The following is a 22070-nucleotide window of genomic DNA, read 5'->3' as shown; positions in this document are numbered from 1 at the left end:
GCTCCCGTCCGGCTCAACCCAGCGTGATGACGAGCTGGGTGAGCAGGGGAGCGACGATCAACGCGGGCAGCATGTCCCCGACGGGGATCTGACGGATCCGCAGCAACCGCAGGGCGATCCCCACGAGGATCAGGCCGCCCGTCGCCGTGAGCGCGGCGATGTGTGCGTCAGGCAGCAGGGCGCCGAGACCGACGCCGAGGATCGTCAGCGACCCTTGGATGACGGCCACGCTCACGGCCGAGAGCAGGACGCCCACACCGAAGGTCGAGGCGAAGGCCAGGGCCGCGAAGCCGTCGAGCACCGACTTGAGCGCGAGCTTGTCGATGCCTCGGCCGAGCCCGTCGTCCAGGGACCCCAGGATGGTGAGCGGCCCGACGCAGAAGAGCAGGCTCGCGGTCAGCCAGCCCTCGATGAAGCGCTCGCGCCCCTCGGAGTCGTTGTTGCCTCGACCGACGATGGTCTGGACGCGACCGGCCAGGGTGCCCAGCCACCGCTCGATGCCCAGGAGCGAGCCCACCACGCTGCCGATGAGCAGCGAGCCCAGGACGATGAGGACCGGTGTGCCGGACCCGACGGCATCGACGAGGGCCGGCGAGGTGACGTCCATGACGGACAGGCCCGCCATGAGCAGGGTGACGAGGCCGAGGCAGTCGGTGACGACGTCACGGGTGTGCTGGGGGAGTCGACCTCCGATGGCCATGCCGAGCAGCGCCCCGGCAACGACCGTGAGCACGTTGAGCACCGTGCCGGCCCCGATGAAGTCCACGGTGTCTCCTTGTCTCGTCAGCTGCCGAGGTCACGATAGACGCTGAGCTCGCCCTCTCGGTGCTGCAAGGGGATCGTGCCCACGTGCTGTGCCGAGGCGGAGATGTCCTTGAGGAGCTCCGGCTGGGTGCTGTCGGAGATGTAGAGACGATCGGACCCCTCGGGCGTGGTCTCGATCCAGAGCTCCTCGCTGTCCTCGGGGAAGGGCCACGGGGTGAGGAAGTGCGGCTGCCAGCCCTGTCGGTGGGCCTGCCAGGCCACCGCTGGTGCAGCACCGAGTGTGGGCGCGAAGCCGAGCCCGTTGATCTGGACATGCCGCCCTGCGCCCGGCCCGAGGTCGTCGCCGGTGGTGCGGGCCACCTGCGTCATCGAGTCGATCTCGGCCCATGCCGGCGACAGCGCAAAGGTGCTCGCCAGGACCCCACCGATCGCGAGACCACCACCCAGGGGCAGGGCGACTCGGGCCGGCAGATCCGGACGGGCGGTACTCAGATAGGCCAGCCCGCGCCAGACGAGGGCTGCCCACGTGAAGGCGGCCACCGGGAGCCAGGTGATCACCCAGTAGGGAGCCAGCGGCCACTCCGGGAGGCGCGATGCGGTCAGCAACATCCCGAGGTTGGCGGCGAGCGCCACCCGTGCCGGCCATGCGCTGCTCGCCCGTCCCTGAGGGACCCGGTAACCGGTGGAGATCGCGATGAGGAGGAGCAGCAGGACGAGACCCAGCACCGTGGCCGGTCCGGTGCCGTCGACGAGCAGGTCCTGCGTGGACCGACGGAAGCCGCCCGGTCCGGGGGCGATGAGGTTGAGGTGCTTGGCACCCGCGACGAAGCCGATCGGCGTGCCGGTGCCCGAGGTGGCCCACCTGATCAGCTGGGTGAGGTTGTTGGGGTGATGCACCAGGAGCTCGATGATGCTCGGGAGCCACACGGCGACGCCGAGGCCCAGGGCCCATCGGTGCTGGCGGCCCACGGCCCGGGACGGCGTCCGCCGGCGGGGCCACAGGAGCAGGCTGGCGGCCATCACCGTGAGGGCCAGCGCGAGGGGGAGGAAGGCGAGATTGGACTGTGCGATGAGCGAGACCGCCACGACGAAGGGAGCCAGCGCCCGACGGTCGTCGCGTGCCAGTGCCCACAGGAGCACGAGCGAGAGGTAGGTGGGCAGCAAAGGGGCGTAGGGGTTGAAGGGCCGGAACATCGCTTCGGTCCCGATGGCCCACTGGGTGAGCAGGACCCCGCTGGTGAAGACGATGACGCCGAGAGCGCCCCCGAGACGGCGCGCCCACACGACGCTGAGCACCGAGGCGGTGGCCGCGATGATGGCCCCGCCGGCTGCGATGCCCAAGGCCGACCCGCCGCTCAGCGCCAGAGGCATCGCGAGCAGATAGAACTGGAGCGGCCCCAGGTGGTGCGTCGACAGGCTCTCGTCGATGCCGTCTCCGGAGGTGCTGCGCATCCCCGTGACGGGAAGGTGCCCGTCAAGGATGCCGGCGGTGCGCAGCGCGATGGTCGCGTCATCACCGTTGGGCTGCCAGCCGTGCGTGATGGCCTGGAGGGCGGCCAGGACCGGTCCGACGAGCACTGCCACGACCGCGAGCGCGACGAGCCGATCCGTGGTCGTCCACAACCGTGGGTCCCACTGACGGGCGAGCGCACGCAGGTCGAGGCGAGGGAGGGCGCGTCCCACTCAGGCGCCGGGCGGGAGGTCGCGCAGGATGCAGGTGATGCGTGAGGTGCAGGTACGACGACCCTCGTCGTCGCTGATCGTCACCTCGTAGCACGCCACACTCCCGCCGAGGGTGACGGGGACGGCGACGGCGGTGACCCACCCCGAGCGCGCAGCACGGTGGTGGGTGGCGTTGATGTCGAGCCCGACCGCGATCTTGCCGAGGGCGTGTGCGTGCAGAGCGGAGCCGATCGAGCCGATCGTCTCGGCGAGGACCACGCTGGCGCCCCCGTGGAGGATCCCGTAGGGCTGGGTGTTGCCCTCGACGGGCATCCGCGCCACGACCCTGTCGCTGGTGGCCTCGAGGACCTCGATGCCCATCGTCTCGGCCAGGGGGCCCCGGTTGCCGTTGAGCTCGTCGAGGCTCGGCGCGAACGACTGGGTCATGTGAGTCTCCTGTGCAGTGGTCCAAGGTCTCGCACAGCCTGCCACGACGCAGTCCTGTCGGACCAAGCGCATAGGGTGTCGAGCGTGAGTCGACTGCTGCTTCTGGATGGACATTCCCTGGCCTACCGGGCCTTCTTCGCGCTCCCCGCGGAGAACTTCTCGACGAGCACGGGCCAGCACACCAATGGTGTGTACGGCTTCGTCGCGATGCTCATCAATGTGCTGCGGGACGAGGAGCCGACCCACGTCGCGGTGGCCTTCGATGTCTCTCGCGCCAACTTCCGCAGTGCGGAGTACCCGGAGTACAAGGCCGGACGCAGCGCGACGCCCGACGCCTTCGCCGGCCAGATTCCACTGCTCCAGGAGGTCCTGGACGCGCTGAACATCAGCCACGTCCAGCTCGAGGGCTACGAGGCGGATGATGTCATCGCCACCTTGGCCACGCAGGGTCGTGAGGCGGGGATGGACGTCCTGATCTGCTCCGGCGACAGGGACACGCTGCAGCTCGTCGATGAGCGCTCGACCGTCCTCTACCCCAAAAAGGGAGTGTCGGACCTGGCGCGGATGACGCCGGACGCAGTCACCGACAAGTACGGCGTCGGCCCGCACCTCTACAGCGACCTCGCCGCGCTCGTCGGCGAGCAGAGCGACAACCTGCCGGGCGTTCCCGGCGTCGGTCCCAAGACGGCAGCCAAGTGGATCAACGCCCACGGCGACCTCTCCGGGATCGTGGCGGCCATCGATCAGATCGGTGGCAAGGCCGGCCAGTCCTTGCGGGACAACATCGACCAGGTCCTGCGCAACCGGCGCCTCAACGGCCTGCTCCGTGACGTCCCGGTGCCGGTCGGCATCGCCGACCTCGAGCGCAGGGAGTGGGACCGCGAAAAGGTCCACACCCTTTTCGACAGCCTGGAGTTCCGGGTCCTGCGCGATCGCCTCTTCGCCACCTTCGACACTGCCGAGTCCGAGGTGAGCGGTGGGGTCGAGATCGACGGGAGCATCCTGGGCGAAGGCGCCGTCGGACCATGGCTCGACGAGCACGGCGTCGGCCGTCTCGGAGTGGACGTCGTGGGGGAGTGGGGCAGAGGCCGCGGAGAGGTGACCGGTCTGGGGCTCGCGACGGTTGCCGGGGTCGCTGCCTTCATCGACGTCGACTCACTCGCCGGCCCCGACGAAGACGCGCTGCGGTCCTGGCTCTCTGACAGCGAGCGTCCCAAGGTGCTCCACGACGCCAAGGGGCCGCTGCTCGCGCTCGCGTCCTCCGGGCTCCCGCTCCAGGGGCTGGCCGTCGACACCGCCATCGCGGCCTACCTCGTGCGGCCCGACCAGCGGTCCTATGACCTGGCCGACCTGGCGGTACGCCACCTGGGTCGCGACCTGTCGGGCGGCGAGGAGGCCGTTGACCAGGGGATGCTCGACTTCTCCGCCGACGACTCCGAGGCAGGACGCTCCTCGATGATCAGGGCGGCCGCCGCCGTCGAGCTCGCCCCGGTCCTCGAGGAGCAGGTGGAGGAGACCGGCGGCACCCATCTCATGCGTGAGGTCGAGCTCCCCGTGGTGGGTGTCCTCGCCCAGATGGAAGCCCATGGGATCGCCGTCGACTCCGGTGCGCTGTCCACGCTGGAGGCCGCCTTCGCCGCCAAGGTGGCGACGGCCCAGACGGACGCGTGGGCCGCGATCGGCGACGAGCAGATCAACCTCGGGTCGCCCAAGCAGCTGCAGGCGGTGCTCTTCGACACCTTGGGTCTGCCCAAGACACGCAAGACCAAGACGGGCTACACGACGGACGCCGACGCCCTGGTTGATCTGTACGCCAAGACAGAGCACCCCTTCCTCGAGGCCCTCCTGCGACACCGTGACGCCACTCGTCTGCGCGTCACCGTGGAGGGCCTGATCAAGTCCGTGGCGGATGACGCGCGGATCCACACGACCTACCAGCAGACGATCGCTGCCACCGGGCGTCTGTCCTCGACCGACCCCAACCTGCAAAACATCCCGATCCGCACCGAGGAGGGACGCCGCATCCGTGAGGTCTTCGTGGTCGGCACCGGCTACGAGTCCCTGATGTCTGCGGACTACAGCCAGATCGAGATGCGGGTGATGGCCCATCTGTCAGGTGACGAGGGGCTCATCGAGGCCTTCCGCACCGGCGAGGACCTGCACCGCTTCGTCGGGGCCAAGGTCTTCGGGGTCGAGCCCGAGGGCGTCACCGCCGAGATGCGCAGCAAGGTCAAGGCGATGTCCTACGGCCTGGCCTACGGTCTGAGCGCCTTTGGCCTGAGCAAGCAGCTGGGGATCTCGACCGGTGAGGCCACCGACCTGATGGAGGAGTACTTCCAGCGGTTCGGCGGTGTCCGTGACTACCTGGAGGAGATCGTCGATCGGGCACGGGCGACGGGCTACACCGAGACGATGCTCGGGCGTCGGCGCTACTTGCCGGACCTGACGAGCGACAACCGCCAGCGTCGGCAGATGGCCGAGAGGATGGCGCTCAACGCCCCCATCCAGGGGTCGGCGGCAGACATCATGAAGATGGCGATGCTCCGGGTCGACCGTGCCCTCACGCAGGACGGGCTGAGCTCGCGTGTGCTGCTCCAGGTCCATGACGAGCTGGTCATCGAGGTGACCGAGGACGAGGATGCGGCCGTCGAGGCGCTGGTCCGTCGCGAGATGGGCAGCGCCGTCGAGATGGATGTCCCTCTCGACGTTTCGGTCGGGCGAGGTCGTAGCTGGCACGAAGCCGCGCACTGACCGAGGGGTTGCTCAGTGGCCGAGGTCGATGAGGACGTCTTGGCAGATCGGGTCCTCGACCCCGCCGAGCGGCCGGCCGAAGCGGACGATCCTCGCTGCGGGCGTGATCTCGCGCACCAGGGCGAGCGCCTCGAGGTTGGCACCTGACGCCTCACGGCCGAGACCGATCTCGATCAGGAGGTAGCGCGTGCGCTGCAGGGTCTTGCGGGCCCCGCGCAGGGCCTCGACCTCGAACCCCTCGACGTCGATCTTGAGCAGGTCGATCTGCTCGAGGTCCGCCGTGAGCTCGTCGATGGGGACCACGTCGACGTCGATCGTCAGCGCCGGGTCGTAGTCCTCGACCTCTCCGGGGCGCAGTGTCGCCATGACCGAGACGTGGTGCCGGTGCAGGGTGAGGACCTCGCGCCGCTCGCCCACCGCGACCTGGTGCGACCGGGCGCGGCCCATGCGCTCCAGGTTGTGTGCGAGCTTGGCATGGGTGTCGGGGTCGGGCTCGACCGAGACGATGCGGGCGGTGGGGACGAAGGTGCGCACCGCCGCAGCGAACTGGCCGACATTGGCGCCGACATCGACGACGACCGGCTCAGCGACTCCGTCCAGGAGCCCGGCGACGACGACCTCGTCGTGCACGTCGAGCAGGCAGGACTGGAAGGTGCCGAGGTCGACGGCGCTCGTGGCGCGGAAGACCACGTGGCCGGCACGGACATCGGCAGCCCGTCCGGCCTGGATGGTCGGGAGGGCAGCGGTCTTGCTGGCCAGGAAGGCTGCTCGGTCACGGGGCGACCACCGGTGCAGCCGCACGGTCTCCCGGTCGAGCGCGACGGAGCGTCCGACGTAGAAGCGCAGCCACAACGCTGCTCGTCCCCAACGCGTCCGGGGGGTGGTGCTGCTCATCGGGTGGTGCTCCCTTCGTCGGCGGCGGCGTCCTGGTCGGCCCGGACCCGGGCGCCGTCGGCGATGGTGACTCCGCGCAGGGTCACACCATCGTCGATGACGGCGCCCTCGCCGATGACGCAGTCGGTGATCTGTGCCCCTGCTCCCACGTGCACGCCGTCGAGGAGGACACAACCGCGCACGACAGCGTGCGCGGCGACGTGCACAGCGGTGCCTGTCGTGCTGTCCTCGAGGAGGGCGCCCTCCTCGAGGGTCGTGCTGGGCGAGATCGCGGTCGCGGGGTCGAAGTCCTGCGGCAGCGCAGAGCGTGCCGTCCCGTCGAGGGCAGCGCGGGTGGCTGCCAGGAGTGCTGCGGGGGAACCGATGTCGGCACACCAGGCGTCGTCGCGGTGAGCGATGACCTCGGCGCCGTCGTCGATGAGTGCCGGCAGCAGGTCGCGCTCCCAGGACTGCTCCCGGCCGTTCGCCCGTCCGGCCACGATCCTCGGACGCACGACATAGGTCCCCGCGTTGACCAGGGTGCCTGCCGGGCCGGGTACCTTTTCGCGGAAGCCGATGACGTGACGTCCGTCCGGTGCGACATCCACGGTGCCGAAGGGGGCCGGGTCGGCGGCGGCGCGCACGTGCAGGACGACGTCCACACCAGAACTGCAGGCAGCCGTCTGGGCGCGGAGGTCGTGCCCGGTGAGGAGATCACCGTTGACGATGGCCACCGGCTCGTCGGCGTCGGCGGCGAGCACATCGAGGGCAGCGAGCAACCCGCCCCCGGTGCCGAGGGGGGTGCCCTCGTCGCTGATGACCACCTCGAGGCCAGTCACCGGGTGTGCCGCGACGTGACGCGCCACGAGGTCCGCGTGCCGAGCAGTGGCCAGCGCCACGCGACGGACACCGACCTCGCTGAGTCGGCGGAGCTGCAGGTCCAGGACGGGTACCCCACCGACCGGGAGCAGGTGCTTGGGGCGGGTCAGCGTGAGGGGATGCATGCGGGTGCCGAGGCCTCCGACGAGGAGGACGGCCGTGCGAGCGGCCATCACTGCGGCTGGGGTGCGCCGTTGGCGGCATCCCGCACCCGGGGAGCGAGCCAGGACCAGACCTGGGGTCCCGAGTCCTTGGTGACGTGGAGGTAGTCCTCGTACAGCGGCGTGCCGTTGATGCCGTCGTGGTACCCGTCGCCGCAGAGGAAGGAGCTCTGGTCGATCACGTCGATCCCGTTGTCGTGGGCCCACGACGTCGCCAGCTCGTTGACCCTGGCGACCGCGATGTCGTCGTTGAAGCGGGTGACCTCCTCATCGACCCCGAAGTCAGGGACCCGGTGGCAGGAGAGATTGAGCAAGACGATGCGAGGGTCGCCCGGTGCCGCCTTGATGCGATCGCGCAGCGTGTCGAAGCCTCGGTCGAGGTAGGTCTCGTACCCGGAAGAGTTGAAGTCAAGACGCCGTCCGTCGACGTGACGGTCCGAGACCAGGCTCTGGCTGACGAAGACGACGACCACATCGGGTTTGTCGGCGGCGATCCCTTCGGTGAGGCCATCGCGCCAGTCCTCACAATCAGGGTTGACCGGGTCAGGCCGCTTGCCGCGGTAGCGAGCCTCTGGGAAGAGGTCGCACCCGGGGTTGGTGTACGACCCGACCGTGAGGTCCGGGTAGGTCCCCTTGGGGTAGTACTTGGCGTAGCTGGCCGGGATCGAGTTGCCCAGGAGCAGGGCCCGGCGGGTGGTCTCGCCCGAGATGTAGGGCGGGGCGGTGTACGCGATGTTGGACGTGACGTCACCGCTGACCACCTCCTGGGCCGCCCCCACGGGCAGCGCCACGGCGGCCCCGATCACAGAGACTGCGGCCGCGGACCCGACGACGACGGACACCCGGGGGAATCGGGGGAGCAGCACCTTGAGCCCGTGCTGCCGGATCGGACGCTCGATGAAGAGGTACGAGAACGTGGCAACGATGAAGGACGCGACGACTTGGATGTACATCCGCACGAGTGGGTCGACCTCGAGGAGCAGCTGGTTGGAGTAGACGATGATCGGCCAGTGCCACAGGTACAACCCGTAGCTGATGAGGCCGACGCGACGCAGCGGTTCCCACGAGAGGATGCGCTGGACGAGGTTGGTCTCCCAGCTGGCCGCCGCGACGACCACGACGGCGACGAGGACGCACAGCACGAACAGCCCGCCGCGGAAGAGGACGTCGGGGGACTGCCCGCGAGCGCCGAGTGCCGCCAGGACGAGGACCAGGGCGAAGGGAGCCAGGGCTCGGCAGACGCGATCGGTCCGGTCCGTGATGGCGGCAGGTGCCCGCGAGGTGCCACTGCGCAGGGCCAGCACGCCGGCCACCGCGCCCACGAAGAGCTCGAAGGCGCGGGTGTCGGTCCCGTAGTACACCCGGGACGGCTCGTGACCGGGTGTGTAGAGCGCCGCCATGAGGACGGCCGACAGCGCCGCCAAGGCGGCAAGCGCCGCCACGAGCCGCATCCGCTTGCGCAGCAGGGCCAAGAGGCCCAGGAGGAGCAGCGGATAGATGATGTAGAACTGCTCCTCCACCGACAGCGACCACGCATGACGCAGTGGCGACGGAGTGGCGAGGGTGGCGAAATAGGCCTCGTCGCTGAAGTACATCCGCCAGTTGGCGACGTAGAAGAGCGTGCTGAGGAGGTCTCCGCTCACTGCTTCGCGGCGGGCTGGCAACCCGATGAATCGGGCGGCCAGGATCACTGCGGCGAGGACCACGAAGACCGCCGGGAGCAGTCGTCGCGCACGGGCCAGCCAGAAGCCCAGCAGGTCGATCCGTCCGGTGCTCGTGCGTTCGCGCAGGAGCAGGCTCGTGATGAGGAAGCCGGAGATCACGAAGAAGATGTCGACCCCGAGCCACCCGTCGGGCAACCACGACTCGTTGGCGTGGCCGATGATGACGGCGACCACGGCGATCGCCCGCAGGCCGTCGATGGCCGGGCGGTAGGTGAGCGGGATGTGGCCCTCTGCCTTGCGCGTGGACACGCCCAGAGACCCTGCGGCCTTGGGGACCTGCAGGGCGCTGCGCCGGAGCGCGTGGAGGTCAGGACGTCTCATGGAAGGAAGGTCTCGGTCTGCTGCACTCGACGAATCAGAACACAACTCGTGAGTAGCATGGGCGCATGGTGACTGACACTACCCCCAAGGGACCGGAGTCGCTGCGTGTGATTCGCGGCCTCGTCTTCCTCCTCGCGGCGCTCCTTCTCGTCGCGGCCGTCTACTACTACTTCGTTCCCGTGCACGTCGCGTCCAAGGAGGGTGTGTTCGGCTGCGGTAGTGCCTCCAACCCGCCGAGCGCTGACAAGGACGGCTTCCAGTTCGGCGCCTGCCAGGAGTCCGCCGTCGTCAATCAGTTCCGCACCTATGCCCTCCTCGGGGGAGCCGTCGTGACCCTGCTGGCGGGGTACCTCATCTTCCGGACCCCCCGTTCTGAGGACTGGGACGAGGACATCGACCTCGCCGACCGCGAGGACGACGAGACGCGTCGGGGTGAGCGTCGCGCCGAGCGCAAGACGCCCGCCGAGCGCAGGACCACGACCGGCCGGGCCTCGCGGAGCGAACGTCCAGAGGACTCGCGCACCCTGCGGGGAGCCCGCCGTGACGAGCCGGTCAGCCGGGTCGCTGCGGACGACGTGGATGACGAGCCGGCGCCGTCGCGTCGCGGGTCCACCGACGACTGGGAGGACGCTGTCGCCGATGAGACGCCCGGTCGGACCGCTCGCCGCGATGACGACTTCCTCGACGACGAGGTCGACGACCTGCCACCGCGCCGGTCGCGTCGCCGTAGGGACGACGACTTCTGATCGACCCCCCCCGTGGGGGTCACAGACCCGTGGGCCCGGGGTCGATCACCTCAGTGTTGATCACCTCAGCGCCCGGTCCTCCTGCACGCAGGAGGAACCGGCCGCTTCCCACGAGGACGACGACGGCCGCGACCGTTGCATAGGTCGTGACGATGGCGGTGGTCGTGTGCACGTCGAGCACCAGGACGGCGACCGCGCCGACGGCGGTCCCGGCCAGGGCGACGACCGTCAGACCTCGGTGTCCGCGGGCCATCTCCGCGAAGAGGAGCACCTGGCACAGCGCCCACAGCGTGCCCAGGCACGTGAACGCGATGAGGACATCGGCTGCATCGAGGTACTCGCTGCCGCCGAGGATCTGCACCAGCTGTGTGGGCACGGCGGCCACGACCACCACCGCGACGAGCCCCATGCTGAGCACGAGACCGAGTGCGCCCGCCACGGGCCGGCGCCCGGCCCCACGGCTGGCGATGGGCACGAGGGTGAGTGCGACGAACTGCGTCCCCCAGAAGACGACCTTGCCGAAGAGGCCCGCGAAGGCATAGGCGCCGGCCTCGTGCGGCGACAGCAGGTGCCTCGCGAGGAGCACGTCCGTGCTCGTCATGGCCAGCAGGACGGCCAGGGTGCCGTTGGAGGTCAGCAGCTCCTGCACCAGGCCGAGCTCGAAGCGACGCCACTTCTGCACGTGATGACGGGCCAGCCACAGGGCCATCAGTGCCGGTGCCCACGCCGCGATCAGCAGCCATGCGAAGACGCCGACGACGCCGACACCGAGCGCTGCAGCGACGATTGCCGACACCACGCGCGCCGCGGAGATGGCGACATAGACGCCGGCCAGTGCCGCAAGGCGTCGGTGCCCCAGGAGCAGGCCCTGCGCCGCGCCCGTCAGGGTGTACGCCGGCATCATGAGCGCGACGAGCAGCACCGACACGGGGGACCCGAGGTGGAAGAGGTCGGCCACGACGGGGGACAGGGCCGCGGTGACGAGCATGAGCGCTCCACCGACGAGGAGGGCCAGTCCGATCCCGGAACGATGAGCGTGTCCGCGAGCCTGGTGTGCGGCGACCACGACCTGGAAGGCGCTGGCCGGCAACGAGAGGAAGATCGCGGTGTTGTTGACGGCCGAGAAGGCACCGAAGTCGGCCGGGCCGAGTGAGCGGGAGACGATGAGGACGAAGGCGTAGCCCAGGACATTGCTCAGGCCCATGCACACGCCGAGGAGCCAGCCACCGTTGCTGACCGGACTTGCCTTCTCCGCCGCCGAGGCGCTCACGTGCATCCCCTCTCCACCGCGGACGCTCCGAACCTTACCTGTGAGTACGATTCTGGCCCCGGCGCGTTAGGCTGCTCGCCACAGGACGCTCGCGTCCCCCATGTCCCCTGCCCGATGGAGAGCCTGTGCATGCTCGGTTGACCACGCTGCGCGTGGCCCACCTGGTGGCTCTGGCGGTGCTGGCGCTCGTCGTCTTCGGCAATGCGTTCGGGCACTTCCACACGGACATCAAGCCCGAGGTGTACGTCTCACCGGGACGGATGCTGCAGCAGTACCTGTCGTCGTGGAGTGCGACGCCGTACCTGGGAGCCGCCAACTTCAACGTCGGGCTGGTCCCGGTCCTGGTGTGGACAGCCCTGCTGCGCTTCATCGGCCTGTCACCGGAGATGACCTTCAAGGTCTTCCACTTCGTCCTGTGGGTCATCGGTGCATGGGGTGCAGGGAGACTGCTGCGACACCTCCTGCCCAAGGTCTCGCCCTGGTCGGTCTTCATCACCAGCGTGGTCTTCCTGGCCAACCCGTACACGATCACGGGTGGCTCGACGCTCGCCATCGCCCTGCCGATGTGCCTCCTGCCGTGGATGCTCATCGCCCTCATCAGGGCTCTGCGTGCGCCGAAGTCCTGGGCCTGGCCGGCCGCCGTGGGCCTGATCTTCTTCGCGATGAGCGGCATGAATGTCGCCGTCGTCCCGATCTACCAGCTGCTCATGGCCATCCCCGTGGTCCTGGTGCTGCGACGAGCCTGGTCCTTGCCGTGGTCGGCCGTCAGCGCCGTGGTCGGCAAGTGTGCCTTCTTCGTCCTGGGACTGGCGATGTACTGGCTGGTTCCGTCGGTGGTAGCCCAAGGGACCGGCGCGCAGGTGGTGAGGGGGTCGGAGACCCTCGACGGCATCGCCAAGGTCAGCTCGTACCTCGAGGTGCTGCGCGGACTCGGCATGTGGACGCTGTACGGACGTTCGGACGCCGGTCCGTGGGTTCCGCAGTATGCGATCTACATCACCGCCGCCTTCGTCGTCCTCCTCACGGTGCTGTGGCCGGCGCTGGCGCTGTGGTCCATGCGCTGGACCCCTCCGACGATCACGCGCATCTGTGCCGTGAGTGTCGCGGTCGCAGCCGTCATCATGGTCGGCCTTTTTCCCGGGGACCCGGCCTCGCCAGCCGGCGCGGTCATGGGGTGGGCCTTCGAGCACATACCCGGGACGGTCGCCTTCCGGACCTCCAACAAGATCGGGGCGGTCCTCACCCTCGCCTTCACGCTCACCATCGGTGTCGGGGCGCATCACATCGGCCGGCGCCTGAGGTCCCGACCGGGGCTGCGGCAGTTCTCGGCTGCCGGTGCCTTCGTCCTCGTCATCGCGTGGGCGGCGCCGGCCTTCACCGGCAACCTGTACATCTCCGAGTTCGACGTCCCTGACTACTGGCACCAGGCGGCTGAGCGGGTCAACGACAACCCCAGGACCAACCGCGTCCTCCTCCTCCCGGGGCAGGTCCGGCCTCACTACCGGTGGAGCCAGGAGCGCCCGGACGACGTGAGCAACTCGCTCTTCACGCGGGACACCGTCATCCCCGAGACCACGTCGAGCACGTCTGCGGGAGGTGCCAACCTCCTCAACGCGCTCGATGACACCTTGCAGAGCGAGTCGAGCGTCGACAACGCGATCTCGACCTATGCCCGGTACCTCGGGGTCGACCAGATCCTGCTGCGCCACGACACTGTCTGGGAGGACGCCGGTGGGGCCCGGCCCGGCGCGACCGCACGGGTGCTCGCCGGAGACCCCGGACTCTTCGGCCAGGCCAACTTCGGCGAGGCCGGGCGCAACATCCTGCCGCCGACCATCCCGCCCGAGGACTACCGGGAGGGGTTGCTGAGCCCCGTGCAGCTGTACGACGTCACCGAGCCGGTCCCCACCGTCCGGGTCGCCCCCGTGCGCGGATCCCTCCTCATCGCCGGTGATGCCTGGTCGATCCCGCCCCTCGCGGACGCCGGCCTGATGCGCAACACGCCGCTCTTCCGCTACACGAGTGATCTCGACGACGAGGCATTCCCCACGGCTGTCGAGAACTCGGGGCGGATCGTCCTCACCGACACCAACCGTCGCCGAGCCTCGATCACCAACCGGTTGACTGCGGGCAACGGCGCCCTGCTGACGCCGGACGAGACGCCGGACCTGACGAGGGCGCTCGGGGACGCGGACGACCAGACGGTGCTGCGTCGATCGGGCATCCTGGCCTCAGCCACCGAAGAGGGGGCAACCTTCTTCGAGATGCCCAACGCCGTCGCCGAAAATGCCGTGGACGGCAATCCCGCGACGTCGTGGATGTTCGGTGACTTCCGTCGCGCGCCCGGCATGGAGCTGGACCTGACCCTGCCCCGGGCGGAGACGCTCGACGACGTGACCATCACCCAGGCGGATCTCGGACCCGTGGCCGTCGACGAGGTCGAGATGACGGCGGGCGGTCGGACGGTGACCGGGACCTTCTCCAAGTCCGGCGAGGCGCACCTCGACCTCGGCGGAGTCTCGGCCACGGATGTCAGCCTGCGCGTCAAGAGCGTGCGCGGCGAAGGCTTCAACCTGGTCGGGATCTCCGAGGTGGACCTCGGGGTGGAGGAGATCGCGAAGCGCACCGCTCGCCTGCCGCGCAGCATCGACCAGATGTACAGCCGGTTGACACCCAGGGAACGCCAGGACTTCGCCACGGTCCCCTTGGATATCTACCTGACGCGTGTCCTCAACACGCCGTCCTCTCGGGACGACACGGAGGCAGACCTGCGCCGTGACTTCAGCGTGCCGGATGATCGGCGGATGCAGGCCTCTGCAGACATCCGACTGGACGGGTCCTGGGAGACGACCTATGACCGCCTCGCTGGTGTGCGTCAGGGTCCGACCTTCCGATCGGCGAGCGTCTTCTTCAACAACGCTGACCTGCGCGCTTCGCGGGCCGCGGACGGTGACACCGGGACGGCATGGGTCCCGGGTGGCGGCATGGACGGTGAGTGGTGGCAGGCCACGGCCGCTTCACCCACGACTTTCGACCGGGTGAGCATCACCCAGCGGGACGGGTTCGGGGCAGACACGGAGGGGACCCGGTTCGCCACTGATGTCGAGATCACGGTGGATGGCACCACGGTCGGCTCCGGGCAGGTCGACAAGGGCACGTCGACCATCGTCCTGGACCGTCCGGTCCGCGGCGAGCGCATCCGGGTCGAGGTGACCGGCACCGAGGGCGGGGACGACGCGACCAATGCGCGGTTCACGAGCATCGACACCGGCATCGAGCAGGCGACGCCCACTGATGCTGCAGACGGCTGCCTGACCGTGGCGACCTTGGACGGCAAGCCGGTCAAGATGCGTCCGGCTGACTCGGCCGCCGTCGCCGTCGCCGACTCGGCAGGGGCCTCATGGGTCGGCTGTGATCGCCTCGATGTCAGCTGGGGCGAGCACCAGCTCCGCCCGGTGGACGAGGTCACCCTCGACAGCCTCTCGTTGCGGGATGTCGCCGGGCTCGAGCCCTCCGGGCAGAGCCCCGCACCCACCTCACAGGTGGAGACCAGGTCGGACGGCGGCGCACAGGTCCGTACCGGGTCCTCCAAGTCCCCGTACGCCGTCGTCCTCGGTCAGGGCTACGACCCCCGGTGGAAGGCGACCATGGACGGCGAGGACCTCGGCCCGCCGGTCCAGCTCGACGGGTACTCGGTGGGGTGGATCATTGACGATGCCACCTCTCCGCACGAGATCAACATCTCCTTCGGGCCCCAGCGAGCGGCAACCATCGCACTCCTCGTCTCCACGACCTTCTTGGTCGCTGCTCTCTATCTGCTGGCCGCATATTGGTGGACGACTCGTCGCCCACGCACCGAGGGAGAGGACCCGGCCGCGGTCGAGTCCTCGGGCGTCCCCCTCGACGACACGGAGGCCTCTCGAGAGGTGGTCTCGCAGGTCGAGGAGGACCCGGCCAACGACCCGCTCGCCGGCTCGACCCGAGCATCGCGTCACGGACGCAGTCGCCGTCGGGTCGCGCTGGAGGTCTTCACCGTCCTCACCGCGGGCCTCCTCGTCGGATGGAGTGGGCTCATCGTCGCCGCCGGGGCGGTTGCCCTCATGCGGTGGCGTCCGATCCGGCCCGAGCGCCTGATCGACGGCGGCGTCGTCCTCATCATCCTGGCGGCGGTGTGGTTCGTCGTGGGCCCGGGCAACACCGGTGGTCAGGTCAGCGCGGACGCGATCTCTGCGAGCCTGTGGCCCCACCGTCTGGCAGGTGGTGGACTGGCCCTCGCAGTGCTGGGCGCACTCCTGCACTCTGAGCAACAGTTGCAGTCACTCACCTTCAAGGAGCGTCATGACCCGGTCTGACGCGGGATCGGTGACCGTCGTCGTCCCGACCCGCAACAACATCCGCACCATCGAGGCTTGCCTGCGGTCGGTGACCGCGCAGACCCACCCCGGCGTGGAGCTGGTCGTCGTGGACAACCACAGCACCGACGGGACGCCACAGGTCGCCGAGCGCTTCGCTGATCGCGTCATCACGGCCGGTCCGGAGCGCTCGGCCCAACGCAACACCGGCATCGAGGCAGCGCGCTCGGAGTGGGTCCTGTGGCTCGACAGCGACATGGTCCTGCCGCCGCGCACGATCGCCTTGGCGATCGAGACCGCCCTGGCCACGGGCGCGACCGGCATCGCCCTGCCCGAGCGCACCATCGGAGACGGCTTCTGGACGGCCTGCCGGGCACTGGAGCGGGAGTGCTACCTGGACGACCCGTGGTTGCACAACCCGAGACTCGTCCGCCGGGACTACCTGCTGGGCGACGGAGCATTCCACACGGACATGTCCGGCCCGGAGGACGCGGACCTACGGATGAAGATGCGTCGGTCCGGTGCAGGCATCGAGCTGGCCCCGATCATCATCGACCACGACGAGGGCCGCTTGACGGTCCGCGACGTCATGAGCAAGCGCTATTACTACGGACGCAGCATTCCCGCGTTCGCCGAGCAGCACGAGGGCGCGGTGGGTGCTCAGGGCAAGGCGGTGCTGAGGTCCTACCTGCGCAATCATCGGCGCCTCCTTCGGGACCCGGCGCATGCTGCGGGGATGGTTGCGCTGCGCGCCATGGAGGCCGGCGGGTACGCCTGGGGCGCCCGCCGCGGCCGCCGGGACCGGGACGCGGCATGAGCGACGCCCTGCGCCGCATGCTGTGGGTGTCCCTGCCCGACCAACGCGCCCGTCGCGAGCTGTACTGGATGTCCAGGATGCCGGACACCGCCGTCAAGGCCATGGCACAGCAGGAGCCCGTGGGCGACATCGACTGGATCCCGAGCACCTACCGGCGTCCCATCAAGCGCTTTGTCGAGGCAGGGGCCCTGGCCTGGGTCCGAGGTCTGCCTGAGCAGGACCCTGCTGAGTACGACTGGGTGACCTCGCTCGAGCTGTGCTCGCTCGTCACCGGTCAGGCCTCGCGGTGGCGTCGTGCCGCACGTGCGGGCGGCGCCCGCAGGCCCCTGCAGGCCGTCATCACCTGGGAAAACCTACCGGACCAGCCCCTCTACAAGGTTCCGCCCTACCGCCAGGCGTTGAACTCCTGCCGCGACGCGGACCTGCTCCTGTGCATGGTCGACGCGGCACGTGACCACCTGCTGGCCAACGACTTCGACGACGAGCTCATCCGCGTGGTCAAGCCCGGGGTGGACACCGAGCTCTTCCACCCGGCAGCCGAGCCGGTCGCCGAGCCCATCGTGGTCTTCGCCTCCCCGCTCGCCGACAACAAGGGCATCGACCGCGTGCTCGAGGCGATGGCGATCGTGCGGCGTGAGATCCCGCAGGCCCGGCTCAAGGTCGCCGGTCGCGGTCCTCTCGAGCACCTCGTCCGGTCGGCGGCAGAGGACCCTCGCTCCGGGGTCGAGATCGTCGGCTCCCTCGACGCAGCGGGCGTGGCCGACCTCATGCGCTCCGCGGCCGTCTTCGCCACGGCGCCGCGCCCGACGTGGAAATGGACCGAGCAGCTCGGCCTGGCCTATCTCGAAGCACTGGCCTGTGGTCTGCCGATCGTCACCACGCGCTGCGGCACCAATGACGAGGCCGTGCAGCCGCCCAACCGCCTCGTCGAGGACGACGCGGAGGCCTTGGCCGACTCGCTGCTGCACTTCCTGGGCGACCCACGCCTGCGCGCGCAGGTCGGCGCTGCCAACCGGACCCATGCGGTGACCCACCACGACCTGCCCACCCAGTGCGCGGCCATGGGGTCCGCCTTCGCCGAGGTCGAAGCCCTCCACCGGGCCTGAGATGGCTCTGGCGCAGGGGAAGGTGACGCAGGGGAAGGGCCGGATCACAGCCGTCGGTGCGGCCGTGGGGACGGTCCTGGGAGTGCTCGTCCTCGGGCCGTCGCTGGCGCCGGGGTACACGCTCCACTACGACCTCGTCTTCGTGCCGGACCTCCCGATGTCGGCCAGGACGCTCGGCACCGACGGCAGCGTGCCCCGGGCCGTGCCCAATGACCTCGTCGTCGCTCTGCTGGGACTGGCTCTGCCCGGGTGGCTGGTGCAAAAGATCCTCCTGCTCGGCGCGTTCGTCGTCGGGGGAGCCGGGGCCGGGCGTCTGGCCAACACCGCGACCGGAGCCGTGGCGGCCGCAATGCTGTGGTCGTGGAACCCTTGGGTCGGCGAGCGTCTGGGCATCGGGCACTGGGGATATCTCCTTGGATTCGCCGCTCTGCCATGGGTGCTGGAGGGTGCTGCGCGGACGGGGGAGCGCCGGGGGAGGGCGCTGCTCGTGGCCGCGCTCACTGGCGCAGCCCTGGGGGGCTCGACGCCCGCAGTCCTGGCTGCGCTGGTGGCCGTCGTGACCGTCGCGGTCGCTGGGCCGCCTGCCCGGCGTCTGCGGATGCTCGCCGTCGTGGTCGGCGTGGTCCTGCTCGCCAACGCGTCCTGGTGGTGGCCCTTCCTGCGCGCCTCCTCCAAGGCGGCCGACGCGTCAGGGACGTCCGCCTTCGCGTCCGCGGCCGACACTCCCTTCGGCGTCGTGGGTTCCCTCGTCCTCGGAGGCGGGCTGTGGAACGACCGCACGTGGTTCCTCGAGCGGACCACGTGGCCGCTCGCCGTCGCCGCGCTGCTCGCCGTCCTGGTCGTGCTCGTGCTCGCTGTGCCCCGCCGCACCTGGTGGGCCGATCCGGTGGCACGGGGGGCGACGGCGGCCGGAGTCATCGGTCTGCTCCTTGCGGCGTTGGCTGCGATCCCCGGCGGCCGTGGGCTCCTCGAGCTGATCGTCGTACAGGTCCCGGGCGGGGGGTTGCTGCGGGACGGCCAGAAGTTCGTCGCCCTCTGGGTCCTCCTGCTCACGGTGGCCACGGCGACGGTCGTCGATCGGTATGCGGCCGGGCGCAGGCCCAGCCTCCCGATGGTCGTCGCGATCCTCTGGCCGGTGGCGACACTGCCCTCCCTCGCCTGGGGACATGCCTCGACGTGGGGGAGCGTGGAGTACCCGCAGGACGTGCGCACCGTGGCCCACGAGCTCTCTCGCTCCGGCGACCCGGTCGCTGTCTTTCCGTGGTCGACCTATCGACGATACGACTGGAACGGCGATCGCGTGGTCCTCGACCCGTGGAACCGACTGCTGCCCCAGGACGTGCTCTCCGACGACCGGCTGCCCCTGCGGCAGGGCACCGTCCGCGGCGAGGACGATGCCGCTGACCAGGTCACCACAGCGCTGGCCGAAGGGGGCGCCACCGTCGGGGTCCTGCGCTCGCTCGGGGTCCGCTGGGTCCTGGTCCAGGAGGACCAGCCTGCACCGGCTGGCACGATGCCGGATCTGGCAGGGATCCCGAGCACCACGGTCGGCGACCTCGAGGTGCATGACCTCGGTCCGAGCACGCTCAGCACGCCTCCCCGCGACGCGTGGCGGGCGCTCGGTCTCGTGGGCACCCTCGGCGCGGTGGTCCTGAGCGTCGTGCTCCTGGCGGGCTGCCGACGTCGTCGCAGATGAGACGAGCGCAACACGCTGGACGGACTCGCCACAAGTGACTCGTCGGTATACAGTGAACCCGAATCACATCCGCCCTATGGAGGACACTCAGTGAACAACGACGCCTCGAAGAAGATCGCCTACAACGTGGGCGGCACCGTGCTCGGCGCACTCCTGGCGGCCCTGGCCATCTTTGGCATCGTCCAGGTGCAGAGCAGCGCCTCGATGCCCCAGGAAAACCAGCAGATCATCAACTACAACAGCTGATCTGACCCAAGACCCCACACGAGGGGGCGTCCGCTCATCGAGCGGACGCCCCCTCCGTGCGTGGATGGTGGAGATCAGGAGGCCATGGTCTCCAGCTGCCCCCTCGGGGTCTCGTCCCCGGCGCGGTGGGCGATCAGGGCGTCGAGGTCGATGACGTCGTCCCGGTAGCGGTCGGTGAGACCCAGCACCGAGCGGATCACCGACTCCAGACGGTGGCCGGCACGCGTCCAGTCGAAGGAGCTGGCGTACAGCCGAGCGGTACGGCCGAGGGAGCGTCGCAGGGCCGCATCATCGACGAGGGTGATGACATGTGCCTCGAACTCACTGACGGAGTCGGCCAGGAGTCCGGTGCGGCCGTGCACGATCGACTCGCTGGGACCACCGGCGAAGCTGTAGGCGACGGCGGGCGTGGCGTGGAGGCCGGCCTCGACGATGGTCAGGCCCCACCCTTCCTTGTGCGAGGGCATGACGACGATCCACGCGCGCGCGAGCAGCTCGTGCTTGCGTGACTCCTCCACGAAGCCGTGCAGGTGCACCCGGTCGGCGACGCCGCGAGCTCGCGCGTGGTCAGCGATCGCGGACTCCCAGTACCCACCGCCGACGACGTGCAGCTCCAGGTCGGGGTGGGTCTCGGCGCGCGAGGCCAGGATGTCGACGGCCTGCTCGACGTGCTTGTGGGGGACCAACCGGCCGAGGAAGAGCATCGTCGGCGCCTCGGTGCGCTCCAGACGGGCGTACCGGTCCAGGTCCGCAGGGCGGTCGTTGCCGGAGTAGACGAGGTCCACCCGGTCGGCGTCGACCCCCAGCTCCTCGAGCTCGGCCCTGGTGGACTTGGAGACGGTGACATACCGACTGCGGCGATAGACGAAGGGTGCGAGCCGCGACTCCAGGAGCCACCCCAGACGCGCCACCTTCGCGCCGAAGACGGCGCTCCACTGGTCGCGGTGGACGTGGTGGACGATGTTGATGACCGGCACCGTGGTCACGAGGGGGGACCAGAACGGCACGCCGTTCTGCACATCGAGGATGACGTCGTAGTCACGGCCGTGCCGCAGGACATGCCACAAGCCGTGGAGGTAGACGCTGAACTTCGATCCGCGACGGACCACCTCGACGTCCCCGTGCTGCGTGCGCGGCCTCGCCCCGGGGAAGGACGCGGTGAAGATCGTCACCTCGTGCCCCGCCTGGGTCATGACCTCCGAGGTTCGCTCGGTGAAGGTCTCGGCTCCTCCGGCCTCGGGATTCTCCCGATCGCGCCAGGAGAGGTAGAGCACCCGAAGGCGCTCCTTCGGGTCTGCCGTGCTCGGCGTCATCGTCACTCCTCGTCGGCGTCGCGGCTGTCGCGGCACCGACGGATAGGCTAACGCTGTGAGTTACCCAACGGTAGGTGAGAGTGAGCACGTCGGCTGTGAGGTGTGCGGCTCAGTCGTGCGTGGGCAGGCGATCCGTGGCAGCTGCATCGTCGACAGGTGCGAGCGCTGCGGGCACATCGTGCGGGACCTGGACCGGTGCCCTGCCGACCACCGCGACCTGGCGTACGGCGGTGAGCCGACGCTGGACCGCATCCGGCTCGACCTCACCTACCGGGAGCTCGTGCGCGATGGCGTGCCGCCCCGGGTCTTCGAGGTCGGCTACGGAGCCGGTTCGATGCTGCGGCGCTTCCTCGACGCCGGGGCGGAGGTCGCCGGCGTCGATCCGGACCAGCTGGGTGTCAGGGTCGATGAGGTCGTCCGCGCCCGCGGCGACCTGCGGACCGGAGGCATCGAGGATGCCTCCCGGCTCCCCGGTGATCAGGACCTGGTGTACGGCATCCACGTGCTCGAGCACGTCGTCGACCCGCACGTGGCTCTGCGCTCGTCGTGGGAGCTGCTGCGTCCCGGCGGGCGGGCCAGCTTCATCACGCCGGCGGGTGACAGCTCCGGTCTGGACCGCTATGGCGCCGCCTGGTGGATGCTCGAGGACCCGACCCACATCCGGTTCTTCTCGGCGGAGTCCTTGTCCAGAGCCGCCGCAGCCGCCGGGTTCGTCGACATCGAGGTCCGTCGCCTGCTGCTCGACAGCCTGAGCGTCGACGCAGCCAGCCTGGCCCGCGCCGTGCGTCCCGGGGCACGACCCCGAGGTGTCCTCGGGTCCAAGCCGGTGCTCGCCGCCGCAGTGGCCAGCGTCCCCTTCGTCGTTGCTCAGCGGTTGGTCGCGCAGCGGAGCCGGCCGACCCTGCAGCTCATCGCGCGTCGTCCATGATGGGGGAGTGTCG

Annotated in this window: 16 protein-coding genes; 8 read left to right on the top strand and 8 right to left on the bottom strand. The window is 69.7% G+C overall.

Going from position 1 to position 22070, the window contains the following annotated elements:
• Positions 1-13: 13 nt before the first annotated feature.
• Genes JLI01S_RS00380 through JLI01S_RS00370 form a run of 3 tightly spaced genes read right to left on the bottom strand, consistent with a single transcriptional unit; the run spans position 14 to position 2874 of the window.
• Positions 14-766 (bottom strand): DUF554 domain-containing protein, encoded by a 753-nt coding sequence (locus JLI01S_RS00380; protein ID WP_084349072.1) that lies wholly within the window; start codon positions 764-766, stop codon positions 14-16.
• A 17-nt stretch (positions 767-783) separates the two neighbouring features.
• Positions 784-2448: a hypothetical protein gene (locus tag JLI01S_RS00375; protein ID WP_068258430.1), complete on the bottom strand. Its 1665-nt coding sequence runs from the start codon at positions 2446-2448 to the stop codon at positions 784-786.
• Positions 2449-2874 carry a PaaI family thioesterase gene (locus JLI01S_RS00370; protein ID WP_068258428.1) on the bottom strand — a complete coding sequence of 142 codons (426 nt, stop codon included), beginning with the start codon at positions 2872-2874 and terminating at the stop codon, positions 2449-2451.
• A gap of 84 nt (positions 2875-2958) precedes the next feature.
• Between JLI01S_RS00370 and polA the strand changes: the two genes are divergently transcribed.
• Positions 2959-5625, top strand: coding sequence for a DNA polymerase I (gene polA, locus JLI01S_RS00365; protein WP_068258423.1), 2667 nt, complete (start codon positions 2959-2961; stop codon positions 5623-5625).
• 12 nt (positions 5626-5637) lie between these two features.
• Here polA and JLI01S_RS00360 read toward each other — a convergent pair whose 3' ends face one another.
• The 3 genes from JLI01S_RS00360 to JLI01S_RS00350 are packed head-to-tail and all read right to left on the bottom strand — an operon-like array spanning position 5638 to position 9583.
• A complete protein-coding gene (locus tag JLI01S_RS00360) occupies positions 5638-6519 on the bottom strand; it encodes an FkbM family methyltransferase (RefSeq protein ID WP_084349071.1) in 882 nt (293 codons plus the stop codon).
• Complete coding sequence (locus JLI01S_RS00355) at positions 6516-7550, bottom strand: nucleotidyltransferase family protein (protein WP_068258419.1); 1035 nt, start codon at positions 7548-7550, stop codon at positions 6516-6518. The genes JLI01S_RS00360 and JLI01S_RS00355 overlap by 4 nt, the downstream gene beginning before the upstream one ends.
• A complete protein-coding gene (locus JLI01S_RS00350; RefSeq protein ID WP_084349070.1) occupies positions 7550-9583 on the bottom strand; it encodes an acyltransferase family protein in 2034 nt (677 codons plus the stop codon). The genes JLI01S_RS00355 and JLI01S_RS00350 overlap by 1 nt, the downstream gene beginning before the upstream one ends.
• Positions 9584-9648: 65 nt before the next feature.
• Here JLI01S_RS00350 and JLI01S_RS00345 point away from each other — a divergent pair, with 65 nt between their 5' ends.
• Complete coding sequence (locus JLI01S_RS00345; protein ID WP_157074766.1) at positions 9649-10329, top strand: hypothetical protein; 681 nt, start codon at positions 9649-9651, stop codon at positions 10327-10329.
• 19 nt (positions 10330-10348) lie between these two features.
• On the opposite strand, the gene JLI01S_RS00340 is transcribed toward JLI01S_RS00345, so the two are convergent.
• Positions 10349-11599 carry an MATE family efflux transporter gene (locus tag JLI01S_RS00340; RefSeq protein ID WP_157074765.1) on the bottom strand — a complete coding sequence of 417 codons (1251 nt, stop codon included), beginning with the start codon at positions 11597-11599 and terminating at the stop codon, positions 10349-10351.
• A gap of 125 nt (positions 11600-11724) precedes the next feature.
• Here JLI01S_RS00340 and JLI01S_RS00335 point away from each other — a divergent pair, with 125 nt between their 5' ends.
• The 5 genes from JLI01S_RS00335 to JLI01S_RS16815 all read left to right on the top strand — a co-directional run bounded on the left by JLI01S_RS00335 (position 11725) and on the right by JLI01S_RS16815 (position 19816).
• Positions 11725-15951, top strand: a complete 4227-nt coding sequence (locus tag JLI01S_RS00335; protein WP_084349069.1) for an alpha-(1->3)-arabinofuranosyltransferase domain-containing protein — start codon at positions 11725-11727, stop codon at positions 15949-15951.
• Positions 15938-16768: a glycosyltransferase family 2 protein gene (locus JLI01S_RS00330; protein WP_068258407.1), complete on the top strand. Its 831-nt coding sequence runs from the start codon at positions 15938-15940 to the stop codon at positions 16766-16768. The genes JLI01S_RS00335 and JLI01S_RS00330 overlap by 14 nt, the downstream gene beginning before the upstream one ends.
• Positions 16765-17874, top strand: coding sequence for a glycosyltransferase family 4 protein (locus JLI01S_RS00325; protein ID WP_068258406.1), 1110 nt, complete (start codon positions 16765-16767; stop codon positions 17872-17874). Before JLI01S_RS00330 ends, JLI01S_RS00325 begins: the two co-directional genes overlap by 4 nt.
• A gap of 22 nt (positions 17875-17896) precedes the next feature.
• On the top strand, positions 17897-19570 hold the full coding sequence (locus JLI01S_RS00320; protein ID WP_157074764.1) for an MmpA family trehalose lipid delivery protein: 1674 nt from the start codon (positions 17897-17899) through the stop codon (positions 19568-19570).
• Between the two features lie 90 nt (positions 19571-19660).
• Complete coding sequence (locus tag JLI01S_RS16815; protein ID WP_157074763.1) at positions 19661-19816, top strand: DUF2613 family protein; 156 nt, start codon at positions 19661-19663, stop codon at positions 19814-19816.
• Positions 19817-19890: 74 nt separating this feature from the next.
• On the opposite strand, the gene JLI01S_RS00315 is transcribed toward JLI01S_RS16815, so the two are convergent.
• A complete protein-coding gene (locus JLI01S_RS00315; protein WP_068258402.1) occupies positions 19891-21129 on the bottom strand; it encodes a glycosyltransferase family 4 protein in 1239 nt (412 codons plus the stop codon).
• A gap of 115 nt (positions 21130-21244) precedes the next feature.
• On the opposite strand from JLI01S_RS00315, the gene JLI01S_RS00310 reads away from it, so the two are divergent.
• Positions 21245-22057 (top strand): class I SAM-dependent methyltransferase, encoded by an 813-nt coding sequence (locus tag JLI01S_RS00310; RefSeq protein WP_245634472.1) that lies wholly within the window; start codon positions 21245-21247, stop codon positions 22055-22057.
• Positions 22058-22070: the final 13 nt, after the last annotated feature.

The sequence above is a fragment of the Janibacter limosus NBRC 16128 genome (assembly GCF_001570985.1).
GTDB classification, from domain to species: Bacteria; Actinomycetota; Actinomycetes; order Actinomycetales; family Dermatophilaceae; genus Janibacter; species Janibacter limosus.
Note: the sequence above shows the minus strand (reverse complement) of the source record. Positions and strands in the feature narration are given on the sequence as shown.